Source organism: Micromonospora radicis (genome assembly GCF_003583405.1).
Taxonomy (GTDB): Bacteria; Actinomycetota; Actinomycetes; order Mycobacteriales; family Micromonosporaceae; genus Micromonospora; species Micromonospora radicis.
Genome location: NZ_QXEC01000009.1, coordinates 195,127 through 210,667, shown reverse-complemented (window position 1 = coordinate 210,667; position 15,541 = coordinate 195,127). Strand labels below are relative to the sequence as shown.

Here is a 15,541-nt window from a genome sequence, read left to right as displayed (position 1 = left end):
AGGTGTGCCTTCGAGGCGGTTCGGTAGCGGACACGTAGAGTAGCCAAGCCTGCGCGATGGCGAGCCGTGTGCTAGCGCTCCGTAGTTACAAACCCGGGTTTCAAATGTAAGTTTTTGGCGGGATACTTTAGATCCGCCTCGGGTGGTGGGGCTAGACTTTGAATTACAGGGTTGAAATTAAAGTTTTCAGAGAACGGCTTACAATCTGTGGATCTTGCGGCGTTCGCTTCGTCGCCAGCTGGCGCCCTGGTGCCGATCAGTGGCCACGACGCTCGGTACGACGAACCTTACGATCATAAGGCGTTCCTGCCGCACCCCTTGCCTAGCAGGGTTGACCTGGAGCAGGAGACGTTTCGGGGCTTGACTGTGGCGACGGCTGCGGTCGCGAGGCTCGATCAGGCGGCGATCCGACTTCCGAACCCCATGCTCTTGGCGCGGCCAGCGATCCGGCGCGAGGCTGTCAGCACCTCTGCCCTTGAGGGTACGTACGCTGCCCTGGATGACGTGCTTGAGGCTGACTTCCTGGAGGCAGGAGAGGTCTCCGCGCCAGTCGCCGAGGTCGTGAACTACGTCCGTGCCGCTGAGATGGCGTATGAGTGGATCAAAGAGCGGCCAATCACCATCGGCATGCTCCGGCAGTTCCAGAAGGTTCTCGTTAAGGGGACTCGCGGCGACACGGCCGACGCTGGCAACGTCAGGAGCATCCAGGTCTTCATCGGTCTTAGTGCCGGCCGGGTCAAGGATGCCCGCTTTGTGCCCCCGCCGCCCGGGGATCAGTTGACAGCGGGCTTCGAGGCGTGGGAGGCCTGGATCAACGCCAAGGACGACTTCCCGTTGATTGTGAAGATGGCGCTTGGGCACTACCAGTTTGAGACGTTACATCCGTTCAATGATGGCAATGGGCGACTTGGGCGGTTAGTCTGCGTGCTTCAGCTCGCCACGGAAGGTGAGCTGCGAGTACCCGTTCTGAACCTTTCGCCCTGGCTTGAGGTGCGAAGGCGGGAGTATCAGGACCATCTGCTGCAAATCAGCATGACCGGCAGGTTCGATCCATGGATCCGGTTCTTCTCCGAAGCAGTGCGAGCGCAGGCTGTCCTAGCCGTTGAGCGCATCGATGCTCTTCTCGACTGGAAGGAGCATGCGCTTGAGCGCCTCAGAGAGGCGAACGTACGTGGAGTGGCGGCCCGGATCGTGGAAGATTTGATCGGCTACCCGATGATCACGCCGACGACTGCCTCCCAGATGTACAGCGTCTCCTATCCAGCTGTTAACACCGCCATCCGTCGACTAGCGGGCCTGGGGATCCTGCAGGAGCGGACTGGAAGACGTTATGCTCGCGTGTTTGCTGCGAAGGACGTACTGCGGATCATCGATGCTCGATAGCTTGGCGGTCTTCAGCGGTGCCGGAACGTGGACTGGCGCCGAGAGGGCGGCTGGCGGAGAAAAGCCCATGGGCGTGGGCGGATGGTGGGCGGCTGGTCGTCCGGCACCAGCTCGGAGCAGGTGAGGGCCAGGTCATAAGCATTGCCGGAGGCAAGATCGTGGACGCCCTGTAAATCCGTCGCGAAAGCTACAGAGGTTCGAATCCTCTACCCGTCACCAGGTGCGAGAACGGCCCCTGACCAGCAGAGATGCTGATCGGGGGCCGTTCTCGTCGAGCTGATCTGAGCCGTTCCAGCCTGCGGGTACGGCCAGCTGTGGGCTGCATTGATCCGATCCAGGCCGACGCATGCGAACGTGGTGCGGGTTTCCCGTCGTGGCCGCCGTCCACGTACTCGTGGGCGTGGTCGAGGGTGATCAGCTCGGCTCCGCGACTTCCTCCCCGAGTGGTGGGTCAGGGCAACCTTCGAGTGGGCATTCCCACCGAGCCCCGCTACATGATCTGTACCGGTGGCCCGGGTTGTCCGGGATCTTCGCTGTCACCCTGCGTGTCGCATGTCTGCCAGTCTGGTGTGTGTCCGACCGTTGACCCGGAAGCGGGCAGCGGCGAGAGTGGTGGTGCGGGCATGCGGATGGCCGGTCATTCGGGGGCTTCCAGCCGATACTGGCGGATTGCATGTCTTGTCGTTTCGAGCATCTTCCGAGGTGCGGCGGGGGTGTGATCGGGGCTGCGATCGGTCTACGTCGGCAGGTCGCACGTACGGGGGCGCGGGATGCCCGTTCGCCCGCTTTTCCGGCTGCTCGGGCTGTGGCACGATCGGCGTACCCGTCGCTACACCCCCGAAGGCAGGAGTGCTCCCGATGTCACTTCGAAGGAGTGGTCGTGTGCTCGCCGCGATCGCGGCAACCGCCATGCTCGCCGCGGCAGGCTTCGCCGCGGTTGGATTCGGTGACGTGCAACTCGCCAGTTTCGGGTGGGACACCACCCCGCTCTCGGCCAACGGCCTGGAGTGGGGCGCTCCCGCTCCGGACGCTGTGGTCGTCACTGACGCACGCTGACCCGGAGGCATTCGGCGAAGCGGTGAGGGGGCTCTTGCGTGCCGGCTAGAGAGGCACCACGGCGCCCGATCGCAACCGCTTGGATGATCACCGCACCCCTCGCGGCGTTGGCCGTGGCCAGCACCGTTGTCCTGGCCTTCGCCGCCGAGGTGGATCAGCGTGATCTGTTCCTGGCGGGGCTCCTGCTGGTCGTGATGATCGTGGCGGGCATCCCGACCCTGAGCTTCGTCGTCCGGCGGCAGGCCGCGGTCGTCACCCTCACCGAGATACCACTGGTTCTCGCGTTCTACAGCCTCAGCCCACTGCTGGTCGTGATCATCGCCACCGTTGCGGCGATCATCACGCAGGCGTACCGCCGGTATCCGCCACCGAAGCTCTGGTTCAACGTGGCGCGGGACGCCGCCGGCGTCTCGGTCGCGGGCCTGGTCGTGGCGGTGGCGCTCCCGTTCGACGGGGTGGGCCCCGGCACCTGGGCGGTGCTGTTCGCCGCGATCACCGCGAACAGTCTGATCAGTCTGGCCGCGGTGGTCGGCGTGATCACGTTGTTGCAGGGTTGGCAGGGCTTCCGGGAGACCACGAGTACGGCTGTCCAGCTCCTGTTCACGCTGGCGCTCAACGTGGTGGTCGGCCTGCTCATTCTGATCACGCTGGCCAGCACGCTCTGGTCGATCCTGCTGCTCGCCGTGATCACCGTCGCGGGCTCGCTGCTCTACCGGTCGTACTCGCGGTTCCTCCGCCAGCACCGCACCCTGGGTGACATGTACGAGCTGACCCGCGCGATGGCCAGTGCCGGTGCGGAGGGGAATCTCGCCGACGTGCTGCTGGGCCGGATCCGGGCCCTGATGCAGGCGGAGTACGCCACCCTGTGGCTGCCGGCCCAGGGCCGCCACCCGGAGGTGCTGCTCACCGCCCGGCTGGACGACCGCGGCCTGCTCGACGTGGCGCAGACGCCCGCGGCGGTCCGCCAGCGCACCGTGGAGACCGGCCAGACGCTGGCCGTGGGACGGCTGCTCGGCGGTGATCCGGAGTTGCGCCGGGAGCTGACCCGTCAGCAGCTCAAGGACGTGATCGCCGTACCGCTGCGTTCCGGCCAGGTGGTGATCGGGACGATCGAGGTGGTGAACCGGCTCAGCGACGTGGGGCACTTCGCCCCGGCGGACGTGCCGATTCTCGAGACGGTCGCGGCCCACGCCGCGGTGGCGTTGGAGAACACCCGCCTGGTTGACCGGCTGCGGCACGACGCGTACCACGACGGGCTCACCAAGCTGCCGAACCGCCGTCGGGTCCTCGGTGCGTTGGCCGAGGCGGTCCGGATCCGGGCTCCGGGCGAGGTCGTCGCGCTGCTGCTCTTCGACGTCGACCGGCTGCGTCAGGTCAACGAGTCACTCGGCCACGCCGCGGGGGACAAGGTCCTGGTGGAGGTGGCCGACCGGCTGCGCCGCTGCGTGCCGTCGGCCGCGCTGGTCGGCCGGACCGGCGGGGACGAGTTCCTGGTGACCCTGCGGCTGGAGAGCGTCGACGCGGCGGTCGAACTCGCCGGCCAGCTGCGGGAGCAGATCCGCGACGAGATGGTCTTCGACGAGCTGACCCTGGACGTGGACACCGCGGTCGGTGTGGTCGTACAACCGGATCACGGCAGCGACCCGGCCACCCTGCTGCAACGGGTGGACATGGCGGCGACGGCGGCGAAGTCGGTACCGGGCAGCGTGCAGCTGTACAGCCCGGCGCTGGAGTCCCGGTCACTGCGCCGGTTGGGCCTCGCCAGCGACCTGCGTACCGCCCTCGACAACGGCGAGTTGGAGATCTACTACCAGCCCAAGGTGACGCTGCGGGAGCGTCGGCTGGTCGGGGTGGAGTGCCTGGCCCGCTGGGAGCACCCGACCCACGGCACGGTCGCCCCGGAGGACTTCGTCGCGGTCGCCGAGCACACCGGTCAACTCGGCCGGCTCACCGAGTTCGTGCTCCGGGAGGGGCTGCGGCACAGCCGGGACTGGGCGCTCGGCGGCCAGTCGCTCGCCGTCGCGGTCAACCTCGCCGCGCGTACGCTCATCGACCCGCGGTTTCCCGAGCGGGTCCGCGAGCTGCTCGACGAGTACGGCGTCCCGCCGCAGCTGTTGACCCTGGAGGTCACCGAGGCCGGGGTGTTGGACGGTACGGATCGGCTGATCCCGACCCTGCGCCGGCTGCGGGATCTGGGCGTACGGCTGTCGGTGGACGACTTCGGTACCGGTAGTTCCTCGCTGGCCCACCTGCGCCGGCTGCCGGTGCACGAGGTCAAGGTGGACCGTTCGTTCGTGCAGGGGATGGCGACCGATCCGGGGGATCTGGCGATCGTCAACGCCGTGGTCACCCTCTCCCAGCAGTTCGGCCTGACCGTGGTGGCGGAGGGGGTGGAGAGCGAGCTGACCCTGGAGCTGCTGCAGGACATCGGCTGCGAGATCGGGCAGGGGTACCTGTTCAGTCGCCCGCTGCCGTACGAGCGACTGGAGGCATGGTTCGGCGCCCAGGTCGACTCGGATTCGATCTCCAACAGCGAGCTTCCGCGCCTGCGCGCGGTGCCCTGAGCTGCGCGTACACCGTCACCGGGGATCCGATTTCACCAGCACGGTGGGGCCGTGTACTCTTACCTCTGCGCGGCCACCGAGTGATCGCGCAGGCCCCCTTAGCTCAGTCGGCAGAGCGTCTCCATGGTAAGGAGAAGGTCTACGGTTCGATTCCGTAAGGGGGCTCAGAGGGTCCGGCTGGGCCCACCACGGCGGTGTAGCTCAGATGGCAGAGCAAGCGGCTCATAATCGCTGTGTCGCCGGTTCAAGTCCGGCCACCGCTACTCTCGTCCGCCGGGGTTTCCGGTGGTCGGTGGGACGGGCGCCACAGGCGCCCGCTTTGCGTGTCCGCCCAGGTGGCGCGTAGGCTTTAGCGCCGTAGTTGTATCCGTTAGCGAGGAAGGCACTCCGCCGTGGCGAAGGCGACCGATGTCCGGCCGAAGATCACTTTGGCGTGTGTGGAGTGCAAGGAGCGCAACTACATCACGCGCAAGAACCGCCGTAACGACCCGGACCGCATCGAGCTGAAGAAGTTCTGCCCCCGGGACGGGCGGCACACCGTTCACCGCGAGACGCGCTGAACGCCGCCGGGCCGTCGGCCCAGCATCCCTGACTGACGTACCGAGATCGCCGGTCCACGCGACAGGCGCGGCTTGAAGCCGCCGCCGACCGCGCGGATCGGCGATCTTGTTCTGCGTGTAGGTTCGGCGGCATGTCTCTGGACCAGTCCTTCGTCGGCCGGAGCTATCCGCCGACCGCCCCCTACCAGGTGGGCCGCGAGAAGATCCGCGAGTTCGCGACGGCGATCGGCGCCGCCGATCCCGCCCACCACGACCCGGTGGCCGCCCGGGCGCTGGGCCATCCGGACGTGGTGGCGCCGCCGACCTTCCCGATCGTGCTCACCATGGCCGCCAACCGCCAGATGATCGAGGATCCGGCTCTCGGCATCGACTACAGCCGGGTCGTCCACGGTGACCAGCGGTTCGCGTACACCCGGCCGGTGGTGGCCGGCGACGAGCTGGTCTGTGTCAACGCCATCGAGGAGATCACCAGCCGGGGCGGCCACGAGTTCGTTACCACCCGGACCGAGGTGACCACGACCGCCGGCGAGCCGGTGGTCACCGCCTGGATGAAGCTCGTCGTACGCGGGGAGGCCTGAGATGGAACTGCCCACCCAGACGTTCCGGGTGACCCGGGCGGACCTGGTTCGCTACGCGGGCGCCTCCGGCGACTTCAACCAGATCCACTGGAGCGACCGGTTCGCCACCAAGGTCGGCCTGCCCGGGGTGATCGCCCACGGCATGTTCACCATGGCGCTGGTCGGTCGCGCGGTCACCACGTGGGCCGGCGCGCCCGACGCGGTGGTCGACTACGGCGTCCGGTTCACCCGCCCGGTGGTGGTGCCCGATGACGACGAGGGCACCGAGATCGTGGTGTCCGCGGTGGTCCGCGAGGTGACCGAGACGGGTCTGACCAGGCTCGACATTACCGCCACCTGCCACGGGGACAAGGTGCTGTCGCAGGCGCGGGCCACCGTACGGACGGCGGCCTGACCGGCGTCTCGCGGCGCGATGGGTAGACCGGTTGGGAAAGTCGGGTCGGTACCCGTACACTGGTCCGCCGTGGGGCAAGTGACCCCTGCCTGGTCGTGTGGCCTGGTGGGGCGAGCGTTGCCACACAGGGGTGTAGCTCAATTGGCAGAGCAGCGGTCTCCAAAACCGCAGGCTGCAGGTTCAAGTCCTGTCACCCCTGCGCCTCAGGCCTGACCGTTCCGTGGGTCCCGCCACCGACTGGTGGCGTCCGGCCCGTGGTGGTGGCATCGGCGGGGAGGTCCCGAGGCATCGGGCCACCCGGTCGATCCGCCGGCCGCGGCCCGTCCCGGGACGGTTGGGTCCGGCCGGCGTGACCAAACGCCGCGTACGCGAACCGCGTGCGACCCCGACATCCCGCGACGGAGGGCGAAGTGGCCGACAACAAGCGGCGCGGCGAGGACGCCGACGACGACCGCCTGAACGACGAGGTCGTCAGTGACGGCGCCGACGACGACGCCACCGACGCGGACGAGCCGGCTACCCGGGGCGGCACCGCCACCCGGGAGCGGGCCAAGGCGGATTCCGCCGACAGCCGGTCGAAGACGCGTACCGATGGCGACAAGGTGGGCCTGTTCGGCCGCATCGCGCGTTTCATCCGCGAGGTCGTGGCCGAACTGCGTAAGGTCATCTGGCCGACCCGCAAGGAGTTGCTGACCTACACGGGCGTGGTGATCGCGTTCGTCACGGTGATGCTGGCGATCGTGGCCGTCCTCGACTTCGCCTTCGCAAAGGGCGTGCTGTGGGTCTTCGGCAACCCCAGCTGACCGGCTGACTGTGCCGATAGTTACGGAAGTGAGCGAGCGTGCCTGAGTACGACGAGACCGCCGAGACGCCGGACGAGCAGTCCACGGTGGCGACGGCGGCTGGCGACGAGTCGGTCGAGGCCGCCAGCGAGCCGGAGTTCGCCCTGACCGAGCCCGCACCCGACGAGGACTACGACCCGGTCGCCGAGCTGCGGCAGAAGCTGCGCTACGCGCCCGGCGACTGGTACGTGGTGCACTCGTACGCCGGCTACGAGAACAAGGTCAAGACCAACCTCGAAACCCGGATCACGTCCCTCGACATGGAGGACTACATCTACCAGGTCGAGGTGCCGACCCGGGAAGAGGTCGAGGTCAAGAACGGCAAGCGGTCCCAGGTGCAGGCGAAGGTCTTCCCCGGCTACATCCTGGTCCGGATGGAGCTGACCGCCGAGTCGTACTCCTGCGTTCGCAACACGCCGGGCGTCACCGGCTTCGTGGGTGCCACCGACCGGGCCGACCGTCCGGCGCCGCTGAGCCTCGACGAGGTGCTGAAGTGGCTGGCGCCGGCGGTGGAGACCGAGCAGAAGAAGGCCAAGCCCGAGATCAAGGTTCTCGACTTCGAGGTCGGCGACTCGGTGACGGTCACCGACGGTGCCTTCGCCTCGCTGCCGGCCACGATCAGTGAGATCAACGCCGACCAGCAGAAGCTCAAGGTGCTGGTGTCGATCTTCGGTCGGGAGACGCCGGTGGAGCTGAACTTCAACCAGGTCGCCAAGATCTGATCCACCGCTCGCTGGCGACGGCCCCGGGCCGTCGCCAGCGGCGTACCGTCCGGTTTTCTCCGGCCGGGCAACCTCCGTGGGCGGGCGCGTTCCGGCCTGCGCTACCCTAGAACGTCGCTACCGCCGCACCCGCGCTGACCGTGCGCGCCCGGTGGCGGTGTCGGTGCGAACCGTTCCCAGTTCCAAGCCCCAGGAAGAGACATGCCTCCGAAGAAGAAGCTCGTCAAGACGTTCACGCTTCAGTTGCCGGCGGGCCAGGCCACTCCGGCGCCGCCGGTCGGCCCCGCGCTCGGTCAGCACGGCGTGAACATCATGGAGTTCTGCAAGTCGTACAACGCGCAGACCGAGTCGCAGCGGGGCGACATCGTCCCTGCCGAGATCAGCGTGTACGAGGACCGTTCCTTCACCTTCGTGCTGAAGACCCCGCCCGCCGCCCGGCTGCTGATCAAGGCCGCCGGTGTGCAGAAGGGCTCGGGCGTCCCGCACACCCAGAAGGTCGGCTCGGTGACCCGCGCCCAGCTGCGGGAGATCGCCGAGAAGAAGATGGCCGACCTCAACGCCAACGACCTCGACCAGGCTGAGAAGATCATCGCCGGCACCGCCCGGTCGATGGGTCTGAACGTCACCGACTGACCTCGGCCACCAGCGACCGTACGGATCGTGGGAGGGCGCGCGAACACCGCGGCCCGCCAGAAACCACAGGAGTAGACAGAACATGCAGCGCAGCAAGAGCTACCGCAAGGCCGCCGAGGCCATCGACCGGAACAAGCTCTACACCCCCGCCGAGGCCGTCAAGCTGGCCAAGGGGAGCACCTCCGTCAAGTTCGACGCCACGGTCGAGGTCGCGATGCGCCTCGGCGTCGACCCCCGCAAGGCGGACCAGATGGTCCGCGGCACGGTCAACCTGCCGCACGGCACCGGTAAGACCGCCCGCGTGATCGTCTTCGCCGCTGGCGCGAAGGCCGAGGAGGCCGTCGCCGCCGGTGCGGACGAGGTGGGTACCGACGAGTTGGTCGCCCGGATCCAGGGTGGCTGGCTGGACTTCGACGCGGCGATCGCCACGCCGGACCAGATGGCCAAGATCGGCCGGATCGCGCGGATCCTGGGCCCGCGCGGTCTCATGCCGAACCCGAAGACCGGCACGGTGACCATGGACGTCACCAAGGCGGTGTCCGACATCAAGGGCGGGAAGATCACCTTCCGGGTGGACAAGCACTCGAACCTGCACCTGATCATCGGCAAGGCCTCGTTCTCCGAGTCGCAGCTGGTCGACAACTACGCGGCCGTCCTCGACGAGGTGCTGCGGGCCAAGCCGTCCGCGGCGAAGGGCAAGTACCTCAAGAAGGTCACCCTCACCACCACCATGGGCCCGGGTGTCCCGGTCGACCCGAACCTGGTGAAGAACCTGCAGGACGGCTCCGACAGCTGAGCCCGAACGCACGAAGGGGCCCCGCCACGATGTGGCGGGGCCCCTTTCTCGCGCCCCGCGTGACAAGCTCGCCTGATGTGACTGGAGGACGTCTGGCTGCGGTACCGCCGCACCGGTCTGTGGGTGCTCCGGTCGGTGACGACCGAGACCGTCCCCGGCGAGCCGGCTGCCCCAGCTCTCCAAGGGCACCGCGCAGAAGGTCGGGCTGCCCCAGGCGCTGTTGCGCCCGCCCGGCCTGCTCGCGTTGGGTCTGCTCTACGGCGGTGGCCGGGCCGAGCCGGGCGAGGCCTACGGTGTGTCGGCGGTGGTCCTCTTCCCGGTCCTGGCCTGGCAGACCAAGATCTTGCTGGACGTGGAGCCGGACGTGCAGCGCCGGCTGGCCCTGGTCGCGCTCGGGCCGGCTCGGGAGTGGGTGGCCGGACTGCTCGCCGCGGCGACCGCCGGACTGGGCCTGGTCGCGGTCGCGTTGGCGATCCCGTGGCTGCTCGGCGGGGTTGCCGTGCCGACCGGACCGGACGACCGGTCGACAGTCGCCGGGCTGGTGCTCGGCCTCTGGGCGCACCTGATCGCCCTGCCGGCCGCCGTGGCGCTCGGCGCCCTGTCCAGCCGGGCGATCACCCGCAGCGCCGGGTACGGCGTCGCGGTGCTCGCCCTCGGCGTGGTCCTCCGAGGGTGGTGAGGGAGCGCACTCCGGCGCGATTTGGCGGCTACCGGGAGTAGGGCGTAACGTGGTACGCGAAGTTCCACCCAGAGACCGCTGGTCACCGTGCTCCGGCACGGTCGAAGGTTCCGCGAAGACGGGCGACCCGCGTAGGGCGGCAAGCGAACATCGGCAGCGTCCTGTGGTCCGCCGACTACAGTGATCATCGCCTTTCTCGCCCCGTGCGCCCTGCGCCGGGGCTTTTCTGTTGCCGCGATGCCCTTGCTCCAGTCGCAGGCACCCGTCTGCGCTGGTGACCAGCCTCGAGCAACGAGAGAGGAGGGACATGGCGGACAAGCCGATCCGGGCCGACAAGGCCACGGCTGTTGCTGAGCTGACCGAGAGCTTCCGCAGCGCGGGTGCCACCGTGCTGACCGAGTACCGCGGTCTGACGGTTTCCCAGCTCACCCAGCTGCGGCGCTCGCTCGGTAAGGAGACCAGCTACACGGTCGCCAAGAACACGCTGGCCAAGCGTGCTGCGGCGGACGCGGGCATCTCCGGCCTCGACGAGCTGTTCACCGGTCCTACCGCGCTGACTTTCGTTTCGGGCGACGTCGTCGAGGCGGCGAAGGGGCTTCGCGACTTCGCGAAGGCCAACCCGAAGCTCGTCATCAAGGGCGGCGTCTTCGAGGGCAAGGCCATTTCCGCGGCCGAGGTCACGAAGCTCGCCGACCTGGAGTCCCGCGAGGTGCTGCTGGCCAAGCTGGCCGGCGCGATGAAGGGCAACCTGAGCAAGGCCGCGGCCCTGTTCCAGGCCCCGCTGTCGAAGACCGCCCGCCTGGCGGCTGCCCTGCAGGACAAGCGCGAGAAGGAAGGCGCCGAGGCGGCCTGAGGCTGCGCGGCGCACCCACGTTCTTAGTTAAACCTTTCAGGAAAGGACGCCAGACATGGCGAAGCTCAGCACCGACGAGCTGCTCGACGCGTTCAAGGAGATGACGCTGATCGAGCTCTCCGAGTTCGTGAAGCAGTTCGAGGAGACCTTCGAGGTCACCGCCGCCGCTCCGGTCGCCGTCGCCGGCCCGGCCGGCCCGGCCGGCCCGGCCGCCGAGGCCGAGCCGGAGAAGGACGAGTTCGACGTCATCCTCGACGCCGACGGTGGCAAGAAGATCCAGGTCATCAAGGTCGTGCGTGAGCTGACCGGCCTGGGCCTCAAGGAGGCCAAGGACCTGGTCGAGGCCGCCCCGAAGGCGGTCCTGGAGAAGGTCAACAAGGAGACCGCGGACAAGGCCAAGGCCAAGCTCGAGGGCGAGGGCGCCAAGGTCACCCTCAAGTGACCTGAGCCTCACCCGGGCGTCCCGGCTCACGTGAGCCGGGGCACACCCACATCGCGGCGGGCGACGATCCGGATCTCGGATCGTCGCCCGCCGTGTGCTTTCACCGCCCGGAACCGGTCATGAGCAGGGCGTGCGGATCGCGGCGGGCGCGGGCGCGAACGGCGGCGGTTTCGCCCGTGGGTGGGAAAGAGCGTCGGATGGCGGCACCGGGCCTTGACGCGACCATGGGCTCCCAGGCACGCTGACATCAGCAAGACCTTCCGCGCTTGCGACGGCCACCGGCTGGGTATGAAGCGGCAGCGCCACCGCCGCGGACACCTGGGCGGCCCGGCAGGGATGTTGTGTTCCGAGCGGCCCGGTGCGACCCGTTTCCAGGGTCCCGAGGCCCGTTCCGCAACTTCCTGCGGGGTGGGCTGGACAGCGGTTAGCCTCTCGGCTACACTGCTAGTTTGCGCTGCCTTCCGACTTGACCCCTGCTCGGAAATGTCCGGTTATGGATATTTTCTGGTGGGGTCATTGGAGTGCACGCGTACCAGCCGTTCTGCAGCACCGGTCCTCGGAAGGACGCATCTTGGCAGCTTCCCGCCCTGCGAAGACCAGTCGTACGTCGAGCGCATTCGCTCCCCGCCGAGTTTCCTTCGGTCGGATCACCGAACACCTCGAGGTCCCCAACCTCCTTGCCATCCAGAACGAGTCCTTCGACTGGCTCGTCGGCAACGAGGCTTGGCAGGGCCGGTCGGCGGACGACCCGCACGCACGCTCGGGTCTCGCGGAAATTCTCGATGAGATCAGTCCCATTGAGGACTTTTCCGGCACCATGTCGCTTTCCTTCTCGGCGCCGCGCTTCGACGAGGTCAAGGCCTCGATCGAGGAGTGCAAGGAGAAGGATCTCACCTACTGCGCGCCACTGTTCGTGACCGCGGAGTTCACCAACAACACCACCGGCGAGATCAAGAGCCAGACGGTGTTCATGGGTGACTTCCCGATGATGACGCCGAAGGGCACCTTCATCATCAACGGCACCGAGCGGGTGGTGGTCAGCCAGCTCGTCCGCTCGCCGGGTGTCTACTTCGACAAGCAGCCGGACAAGACCTCCGACCGCGACCTCTCCAGCGTGAAGGTCATCCCGAGTCGGGGTGCCTGGCTGGAGTTCGACATCGACAAGCGCGACACGGTCGGCGTCCGCATCGACCGCAAGCGTCGGCAGGCCGTCACGGTGCTGCTCAAGGCCATCGGATGGTCGGCCGAGCGGATCCGTGAGAAGTTCGGCTGGTCCGAGCTGATGATGACCACGCTCGAGAAGGACCACATCGCCGGCCAGGACGAGGCGCTACTCGACATCTACCGGAAGCTGCGCCCTGGCGAGCCGCCGACCCGCGAGAACGCCCAGACCCTGCTCGACAACCTCTTCTTCAACCCGAAGCGGTACGACGTCGCCAAGGTCGGTCGGTACAAGTTCAACAAGAAGCTCGAAGTCGACGTGCCGATCACCACCGGCACGCTGACCGAGGACGACGTCGTCGCCACCGTGGAGTACCTCTGCCGGCTGCACGCCGGTGAGGAGGGCTACGAGGCCGACGACATCGACCACTTCGGCAACCGGCGGCTGCGTACAGTTGGCGAGCTGATTCAGAACCAGGTTCGGGTCGGCCTGTCCCGGATGGAGCGGGTGGTCCGCGAGCGGATGACGACTCAGGACGTCGAGGCGATCACGCCGCAGACCCTGATCAACATCCGCCCGGTGGTCGCCGCGATCCGGGAGTTCTTCGGCACCTCGCAGCTGTCCCAGTTCATGGACCAGACCAACCCGCTGGCGGGCCTGACCCACCGGCGTCGGCTGAGCGCGCTCGGCCCGGGTGGTCTGTCCCGGGAGCGGGCCGGCTTCGAGGTCCGTGACGTGCACCCGTCCCACTACGGCCGGATGTGCCCGATCGAGACGCCGGAAGGCCCGAACATCGGCCTGATCGGCGCGCTGTCCACCTTCGCCCGGGTCAACCCGTTCGGCTTCATCGAGACGCCGTACCGGAAGGTCGTCGACGGTCGGGTCACCGACCAGATCGACTACCTGACCGCGGACGAGGAGGACCGGTTCGTCAAGGCGCAGGCCAACGCCCCGCTGCGGGCCGACGGCACGTTCGCCGAGGACCGCGTCCTGGTCCGCCGTAAGGGCGGCGAGACCGAGGACGTGGCGCCGGCGGCCGTGGACTACATGGACGTGTCGCCGCGGCAGATGACCTCGGTCGCCACCGCGATGATCCCGTTCCTCGAGCACGACGACGCCAACCGGGCCCTGATGGGCGCGAACATGCAGCGTCAGGCCGTGCCGCTGGTCAAGGCCGAGTCCCCGCTCGTCGGCACCGGCATGGAGTACCGTGCCGCGGTCGACGCCGGTGACGTGGTGGTCGCCGAGGTCGGTGGCGTGGTCGAGGATCTCTGTGCCGACTACATCACCGTCCACCAGGACGACGGTCACCGCCGGACGTACCTGCTGCACAAGTTCCGCCGCTCCAACGCCGGCTCCTGCGTCAACCAGAAGCCGGTCGTCTTCGAGGGTGACCGCGTCGAGGCCGGCCAGGTCATCGCCGACGGTCCGTGCACCGACGAGGGCGAGATGGCGCTCGGGCGCAACCTGCTCGTGGCGTTCATGACCTGGGAGGGGCACAACTACGAGGACGCGATCATCCTGTCGCAGCGCCTCGTGCAGCAGGACGTGCTCACCTCGATCCACATCGAGGAGCACGAGGTCGACGCCCGGGACACCAAGCTCGGCCCGGAGGAGATCACCCGCGACATCCCGAACGTCAGCGAGGAGATGCTCGCCGACCTCGACGAGCGCGGCATCATCCGGATCGGTGCCGAGGTCGTCCCCGGCGACATCCTGGTCGGCAAGGTCACCCCGAAGGGTGAGACCGAGCTGACTCCGGAGGAGCGGCTGCTTCGCGCGATCTTCGGCGAGAAGGCGCGTGAGGTTCGGGACACCTCGCTGAAGGTGCCGCACGGTGAGACCGGCACGGTCATCGGCGTGCGTACCTTCTCCCGTGAGGACGGCGACGAGCTGCCGCCGGGCGTCAACGAGCTGGTCCGGGTCTACGTCGCCCAGAAGCGGAAGATCCAGGACGGCGACAAGCTCGCCGGCCGGCACGGCAACAAGGGCGTCATCTCCAAGATCCTGCCGGTCGAGGACATGCCGTTCCTGGAGGACGGCACCCCGGTCGACATCGTGCTCAACCCGCTGGGTGTGCCGAGCCGGATGAACATCGGCCAGGTGCTGGAGACCCACCTTGGCTGGGTGGCCAAGACGGGATGGCAGGTCGAGGGTGAGGACGCCGAGTGGAAGCGTCAGCTCCAGTCGATCGGCGCCGACTCCTCCGAGCCGGACACCAACGTGGCCACTCCGGTCTTCGACGGAGCCCGCGAGGAGGAGATCTCCGGTCTGCTCGCGTCGACCCTGGCCAACCGGGACGGCAAGCAGCTGATCGGGGCCAGTGGCAAGGCGCAGCTGTTCGACGGTCGCTCCGGCGAGCCGCTGCCCGATCCGATCGCCGTCGGCTACATCTACATCCTGAAGCTCAACCACCTGGTCGACGACAAGATCCACGCGCGGTCGACCGGCCCGTACTCGATGATCACGCAGCAGCCGCTGGGTGGTAAGGCGCAGTTCGGTGGCCAGCGCTTCGGTGAGATGGAGTGCTGGGCGATGCAGGCATACGGTGCCGCGTACGCCCTGCAGGAGTTGCTGACGATCAAGTCAGACGACGTGCTCGGCCGGGTGAAGGTCTACGAGGCCATCGTCAAGGGCGAGAACATCCCCGAGCCGGGCATCCCGGAGTCGTTCAAGGTGCTGCTCAAGGAGCTGCAGTCGCTGTGCCTCAACGTCGAGGTGCTCTCCAGCGACGGTGTGGCCCTGGAGATGCGCGAGACCGACGACGAGGTGTTCCGGGCCGCGGAGGAACTGGGCATCGACCTTTCCCGGCGTGAGCCGAGCTCGGTCGAGGAAGTGTGACGTTGGGGTTTCGGGGCGGGGCGACCCACCCGGGCG

At 67.9% G+C, this 15,541-nt stretch carries 14 protein-coding genes and 3 tRNA genes; all 17 read left to right on the top strand.

Going from position 1 to position 15,541, the window contains the following annotated elements:
• The first annotated feature begins 249 nt into the window (after positions 1 to 249).
• Positions 250 to 1,383 carry a Fic family protein gene (locus tag D2L64_RS12310; RefSeq protein ID WP_199714510.1) on the top strand — a complete coding sequence of 378 codons (1,134 nt, stop codon included), beginning with the start codon at positions 250 to 252 and terminating at the stop codon, positions 1,381 to 1,383.
• Between the two features lie 882 nt (positions 1,384 to 2,265).
• Positions 2,266 to 2,439 (top strand): hypothetical protein, encoded by a 174-nt coding sequence (locus D2L64_RS27255; RefSeq protein ID WP_158603494.1) that lies wholly within the window; start codon positions 2,266 to 2,268, stop codon positions 2,437 to 2,439.
• Between the two features lie 83 nt (positions 2,440 to 2,522).
• On the top strand, positions 2,523 to 5,003 hold the full coding sequence (locus tag D2L64_RS12305) for a bifunctional diguanylate cyclase/phosphodiesterase (protein WP_119575475.1): 2,481 nt from the start codon (positions 2,523 to 2,525) through the stop codon (positions 5,001 to 5,003).
• Positions 5,004 to 5,095: 92 nt separating this feature from the next.
• A tRNA-Thr gene (locus D2L64_RS12300) sits at positions 5,096 to 5,168 on the top strand.
• Positions 5,169 to 5,193: 25 nt separating this feature from the next.
• Positions 5,194 to 5,266: transfer RNA gene (locus D2L64_RS12295), tRNA-Met, on the top strand.
• A gap of 129 nt (positions 5,267 to 5,395) precedes the next feature.
• Positions 5,396 to 5,563: a 50S ribosomal protein L33 gene (gene rpmG / locus D2L64_RS12290; protein WP_007073056.1), complete on the top strand. Its 168-nt coding sequence runs from the start codon at positions 5,396 to 5,398 to the stop codon at positions 5,561 to 5,563.
• Between the two features lie 131 nt (positions 5,564 to 5,694).
• Positions 5,695 to 6,141, top strand: coding sequence for a MaoC family dehydratase N-terminal domain-containing protein (locus D2L64_RS12285; protein ID WP_119575473.1), 447 nt, complete (start codon positions 5,695 to 5,697; stop codon positions 6,139 to 6,141).
• A gap of 1 nt (position 6,142) precedes the next feature.
• Positions 6,143 to 6,535 carry a MaoC family dehydratase gene (locus D2L64_RS12280; RefSeq protein WP_119575471.1) on the top strand — a complete coding sequence of 131 codons (393 nt, stop codon included), beginning with the start codon at positions 6,143 to 6,145 and terminating at the stop codon, positions 6,533 to 6,535.
• Between the two features lie 126 nt (positions 6,536 to 6,661).
• A tRNA-Trp gene (locus D2L64_RS12275) sits at positions 6,662 to 6,734 on the top strand.
• A gap of 211 nt (positions 6,735 to 6,945) precedes the next feature.
• Positions 6,946 to 7,338 carry a preprotein translocase subunit SecE gene (gene secE, locus D2L64_RS12270; RefSeq protein WP_119575469.1) on the top strand — a complete coding sequence of 131 codons (393 nt, stop codon included), beginning with the start codon at positions 6,946 to 6,948 and terminating at the stop codon, positions 7,336 to 7,338.
• 38 nt (positions 7,339 to 7,376) lie between these two features.
• Positions 7,377 to 8,099: a transcription termination/antitermination protein NusG gene (gene nusG / locus D2L64_RS12265; protein WP_119575467.1), complete on the top strand. Its 723-nt coding sequence runs from the start codon at positions 7,377 to 7,379 to the stop codon at positions 8,097 to 8,099.
• Positions 8,100 to 8,300: 201 nt separating this feature from the next.
• Complete coding sequence (gene rplK / locus D2L64_RS12260) at positions 8,301 to 8,732, top strand: 50S ribosomal protein L11 (RefSeq protein ID WP_093403591.1); 432 nt, start codon at positions 8,301 to 8,303, stop codon at positions 8,730 to 8,732.
• Positions 8,733 to 8,814: 82 nt separating this feature from the next.
• Entirely contained in the window at positions 8,815 to 9,528 is a 714-nt protein-coding gene (rplA, locus tag D2L64_RS12255; protein WP_119575465.1) for a 50S ribosomal protein L1, read from the top strand.
• Between the two features lie 220 nt (positions 9,529 to 9,748).
• A complete protein-coding gene (locus D2L64_RS12250) occupies positions 9,749 to 10,207 on the top strand; it encodes a hypothetical protein (RefSeq protein WP_233558920.1) in 459 nt (152 codons plus the stop codon).
• A gap of 307 nt (positions 10,208 to 10,514) precedes the next feature.
• Complete coding sequence (gene rplJ / locus D2L64_RS12245) at positions 10,515 to 11,060, top strand: 50S ribosomal protein L10 (RefSeq protein WP_013735964.1); 546 nt, start codon at positions 10,515 to 10,517, stop codon at positions 11,058 to 11,060.
• A gap of 55 nt (positions 11,061 to 11,115) precedes the next feature.
• The gene (gene rplL / locus D2L64_RS12240) at positions 11,116 to 11,502 is read left to right on the top strand and encodes a 50S ribosomal protein L7/L12 (protein ID WP_119575463.1); all 387 of its coding nucleotides are present in this window, start codon (positions 11,116 to 11,118) and stop codon (positions 11,500 to 11,502) included.
• Between the two features lie 571 nt (positions 11,503 to 12,073).
• Complete coding sequence (rpoB, locus tag D2L64_RS12235) at positions 12,074 to 15,505, top strand: DNA-directed RNA polymerase subunit beta (RefSeq protein WP_119575461.1); 3,432 nt, start codon at positions 12,074 to 12,076, stop codon at positions 15,503 to 15,505.
• The last annotated feature ends 36 nt before the right edge of the window (positions 15,506 to 15,541 follow it).

Excerpts from the sequence above, each read along its gene's own strand:
- D2L64_RS12305 (WP_119575475.1), top strand. The coding sequence starts at position 2,523 with ATGATCACCGCACCCCTCGCGGCGTTGGCCGTGGCCAGCACCGTTGTC.
- D2L64_RS12285 (WP_119575473.1), top strand. The coding sequence starts at position 5,695 with ATGTCTCTGGACCAGTCCTTCGTCGGCCGGAGCTATCCGCCGACCGCC.
- D2L64_RS12280 (WP_119575471.1), top strand. The coding sequence starts at position 6,143 with ATGGAACTGCCCACCCAGACGTTCCGGGTGACCCGGGCGGACCTGGTT.
- rplK (WP_093403591.1), top strand. The coding sequence starts at position 8,301 with ATGCCTCCGAAGAAGAAGCTCGTCAAGACGTTCACGCTTCAGTTGCCG.
- rplA (WP_119575465.1), top strand. The coding sequence starts at position 8,815 with ATGCAGCGCAGCAAGAGCTACCGCAAGGCCGCCGAGGCCATCGACCGG.
- rplJ (WP_013735964.1), top strand. The coding sequence starts at position 10,515 with ATGGCGGACAAGCCGATCCGGGCCGACAAGGCCACGGCTGTTGCTGAG.
- rplL (WP_119575463.1), top strand. The coding sequence starts at position 11,116 with ATGGCGAAGCTCAGCACCGACGAGCTGCTCGACGCGTTCAAGGAGATG.